General features: G+C 75.0%; 4 protein-coding genes. 2 read left to right on the plus strand and 2 right to left on the minus strand.

Annotation, left to right across the window (positions count from 1 at the left end; translation table 11 throughout):
• Positions 1-99: 99 nt before the first annotated feature.
• Positions 100-249, minus strand: coding sequence for a hypothetical protein (locus tag HW577_RS22655; RefSeq protein ID WP_198378378.1), 150 nt, complete (start codon positions 247-249; stop codon positions 100-102).
• A 54-nt stretch (positions 250-303) separates the two neighbouring features.
• On the opposite strand from HW577_RS22655, the gene aroB reads away from it, so the two are divergent.
• Together aroB and HW577_RS22665 are read left to right on the plus strand one after the other, a co-directional pair.
• Complete coding sequence (gene aroB / locus HW577_RS27085) at positions 304-2,001, plus strand: 3-dehydroquinate synthase (protein WP_332837791.1); 1,698 nt, start codon at positions 304-306, stop codon at positions 1,999-2,001.
• Between the two features lie 124 nt (positions 2,002-2,125).
• On the plus strand, positions 2,126-2,698 hold the full coding sequence (locus HW577_RS22665; protein ID WP_198378379.1) for a DUF2889 domain-containing protein: 573 nt from the start codon (positions 2,126-2,128) through the stop codon (positions 2,696-2,698).
• Between the two features lie 6 nt (positions 2,699-2,704).
• Here HW577_RS22665 and HW577_RS22670 read toward each other — a convergent pair.
• The coding region (locus HW577_RS22670) for a hypothetical protein (RefSeq protein WP_198378380.1) at positions 2,705-3,524 on the minus strand (820 nt) is incomplete at its 5' end.

Consider the following 3,524-nt stretch of genomic DNA (forward strand, 5'->3'; position numbering starts at 1 on the left):
CCCTGCCGGCCACGCGCTAGCCCGCCGCGCGGCCGCGCCGGATCGCCGGCGCCGGTCGCCAGCTGCCTGCGCCGGGCGCCGTGGCGGTTGCTGCCACGGCTAGCGGGTCGACTGGAACCGGTCGTTGGGCAGGGTCCGCTCGACCGGCTGCGGCGGCACGGCCGGCGGGAAGGCGCCGATGACCAGCAGCCCGACGACGACCGCGCCCAGCACCAGCAGGAACAACAGCGCGAACGGGCTGCGGGACATGGGCTTGCGGCGGCTCCCTCACGAATGCCTTGAACCGTGCTAGCCTCCGCCCCCGTGCAACGCAACTCCGCCCTCGATCTTCCCGACGAAGACCCGCCCCCGCCCGCCCACCCGGCCCGGCAGGGCGCGCGGGCCATCGTCCTCGTCGGCATGCCCGGCGCGGGCAAGACCGCGATCGGCCGGCGGCTCGCCGCACGGCTCGGCCTGCCCTTCCGTGACGCGGATGCCGAGATCGAGCAGGCCGCCGGCATGCCGATCACGGAAATCTTCGCCCGCTACGGCGAACCGCATTTCCGGGACGGGGAACGGCGCGTCATCACCCGGCTGCTGGCCGGCCCGCCCCTGGTGCTCGCGACCGGCGGCGGCGCCTTCGCCGACGCGCAGACCCGCGCCGCGATCCAGGCGAGCGGCGCCGCGACCGTCTGGCTGCGATGCGACCTGACCACCCTGCTCCGCCGCGTCGCGGGGCGGGAACACCGGCCGATGTTCCTCAACGCCGACCCGGTGCAGGTGCTGCAGCGGCTGATGACGGCGCGCCACCCCTTCTACGCCGAGGCCGAAGTGACCGTGACCTGCACCGACGAAAGCCCCGAGACCACGACACGCCGGGTGCAGGACGCGCTGGACGCCTCGGTCCCGCCGCGCCGCCTGCCCGTGGGCCTCGGGGAGCGCAGCTACGAGGTGCTGGTCGGCCCCGGGCTGCTCGCCCGCGCGGGGGGCCTCATCGCCCCCGTGCTGCCCGCCCGCCGCGTCGTCATCGTGACGGACGAGGCCGTCGGGCCGCTTCACCTGCCCGCGCTGCGCGCCGGCCTGGCCGCGGCCGATGTCACGGTGGTGGCCGAGATCGCCGTCGCGCCGGGCGAGGCCTCGAAGGACTTCGCCCGCCTGCACGGCGTGCTCGAGACGATGCTCGCCGCCGGGGTGGACCGGCGCACGGCGGTGGTCGCGCTGGGCGGCGGCGTGGTCGGCGACCTCGCCGGCTTCGCCGCGGCGGTGGCGCTGCGCGGCCTGCCCTTCGTGCAGCTGCCGACCACCCTGCTCGCCCAGGTGGACAGCAGCGTCGGCGGCAAGACGGGCGTGAACCTCAAGGCCGGCAAGAACCTCGCCGGCGCCTTCCACCAGCCGCGCATCGTGCTGGCCGATACCGATACGCTGGCGACGCTGCCGGCCCGCGAACTGCGCGCGGGCTACGCGGAAGTGGCCAAGCACGGGCTGCTGCAGGGCGCGCTATGGGACTGGTGCGAGGCGCATGGCGCCCGTGCCGTGGCGGGGGAGACCGATGCGCTGACCCAGGCGGTGCTCGAATCCTGCCGCCTGAAGGCCGCCGTCGTCGCGGCGGATGAGCGGGAAGAGAGTGCCGAGGGCGGCCGCGCGCTGCTCAACCTCGGCCACACATTTGGCCATGCGATCGAGGCCGAGGCCCGCTTCGACGGCTCCGTCTTGCACGGGGAGGCGATCGCGGTCGGGCTCGGCCTCGCCGCCGCGCTCTCGGCGCGGCTGGGGCATTGCAGCCAGGAATGGCCGTCCCGCGTCATCGCGCATCTGGCGGCCTGCGGGCTACCGGCGCGCATGGCGGACCTGCCGCGCGGCTTCGCGGTCGATGCGCTGCTCGGGCGCATGGCGAAGGACAAGAAGAACCGCGACGGGCGGATGCGCTTCGTGCTGATGCGCGCGCCGGGGGATTGCTTCACCAGTTCCGACGTCCCGGCCGAGGAGGTGGCGCGGCTCCTGCGGGACGAAGGCGCGACCTGACCGGGCGTTCGAGAGGGGCTTCGCCCCCCTCGCGCTCCCCCCACCAAGGGCCGAAAGGCCCTTGGAACCCATCACGAAACGGGCTGCATCTGGCGTTGCGTTCGCGCCTGCGATACGCGGGGCCATGCCGCTCTCCGCCCCCGCCGACCGCCAGCCCATGCACCGCCGCGTCATCGACATGCAGGGCTATGCCCGCGCCGATGGCCTGTTCGACATCGAGGCGTCGCTGCTCGACACCAAGTCCTACGGCTTCGAAAACGAGGAGAAGGGCTGGCTCGCCCCCGGCACACCGCTGCACGGGATGTGGATCCGCCTGACGGTCGACGACGACCTGCTGATCCACGCCTGCGAGGCATCTTCGGACCACACGCCCTATGCCATCTGCCCGCAGGCGGCGCCGAATTTCGCGCGGCTGGCGGGCCTGCGCATCGGGCCGGGCTTCAACAAGGCGGTGCAGGAACGCGTCGGCGGCACGCTCGGCTGCACGCATCTGCGGGAGATGCTCGCCCAGATGGCGACCGTCGCCTACCAGACGCTCTATCCCGTGCGGCGGCAGAAGGAACTGGAACGGGAAGCGGCGACCGGGGTGCGGGAGAAGCCGAAGATCATCGGCACCTGCCTCGCCTACCATCCCGACAGCCCGGTGGTCGCGATGCGCTGGCCCTGGCTGGTCGAGGGCCAGACGGCCGCCGAATAGCCGTCCTCAGGACGGCGCGCGCGCCATCGTCGCGTGCCAGCGCAGCAGCCGCAGCCGCCCCTGTTCCAGCAGGCGCAGGCGCAGCAGCCAGGCCTCGGCTTCCGCGACCATGGCGCGCGCGGCGGCCGGGGTCGGGCGCGTGGCCTCGGCGCGCAGCGCGTCGGTCAACGCGGCCCAGGCCTCCATCACGGCGCGACGGTGGCGCGGGCCGGCATCTTCCACCACGTTCACCTGGAAGCCGGCGGCGGCCAGCGCACGGGGAATCTCGGGCTCGGGCGGCGGCGCGCGGCGGGCCTCGGCCTCGAGCCACCGTCCCCCGGCGGGCGCGTCCCGCGCCACCAGATCAAGCAGCACCAATTGCCCGCCGGAGCGCAGCGCGGCCGCCGTCGCCGCCAGCAGCGCGGCGGGGGACCCACCGCCGCGGAAGGGTTCCAGCAGCATCGCATGGTTATGGTAGCGCGCGCGGAAGGTGGGCGCGGCGGGGTCGAACGGCGCGCCCGTCACCTTCCGGCCCGGCTTGGGCGGGCCGGCGGGCGGGTCCGCCAGAGGGTCATGGGCCGAGACGAAGCAGCCCCGCGCGCCGGAGACGATGCCCCCAGCGGCGCGCGCGCCCCCCCCGGCCAGCAGCAGGGTCGCATCGGGTGTGAGCGGCAGGAGCGCGGACAGGCGCAGCAATTCCGCGGCGCCGCCGGGCAGGCAGAGCCCCTCCCCCCAGAGCCGGTCGGCCCAGGCGCGGCGCTCGGCTGGGTCGGGCCCGGCGGGGGCAACGATCAGGACGGGTGGCGCCTCCGGCGCGGCGGAGGGCTGCACCTGCGGCGCCGCGTCC

The sequence above is a fragment of the Neoroseomonas rubea genome (genome assembly GCF_016106015.1).
Classification (GTDB): Bacteria; Pseudomonadota; Alphaproteobacteria; order Acetobacterales; family Acetobacteraceae; genus Neoroseomonas; species Neoroseomonas rubea.

Coding starts and splice junctions, on each gene's coding strand:
- HW577_RS22655 (WP_198378378.1), bottom strand. CDS start 249: ATGTCCCGCAGCCCGTTCGCGCTGTTGTTCCTGCTGGTGCTGGGCGCG.
- HW577_RS22665 (WP_198378379.1), top strand. CDS start 2,126: ATGCCGCTCTCCGCCCCCGCCGACCGCCAGCCCATGCACCGCCGCGTC.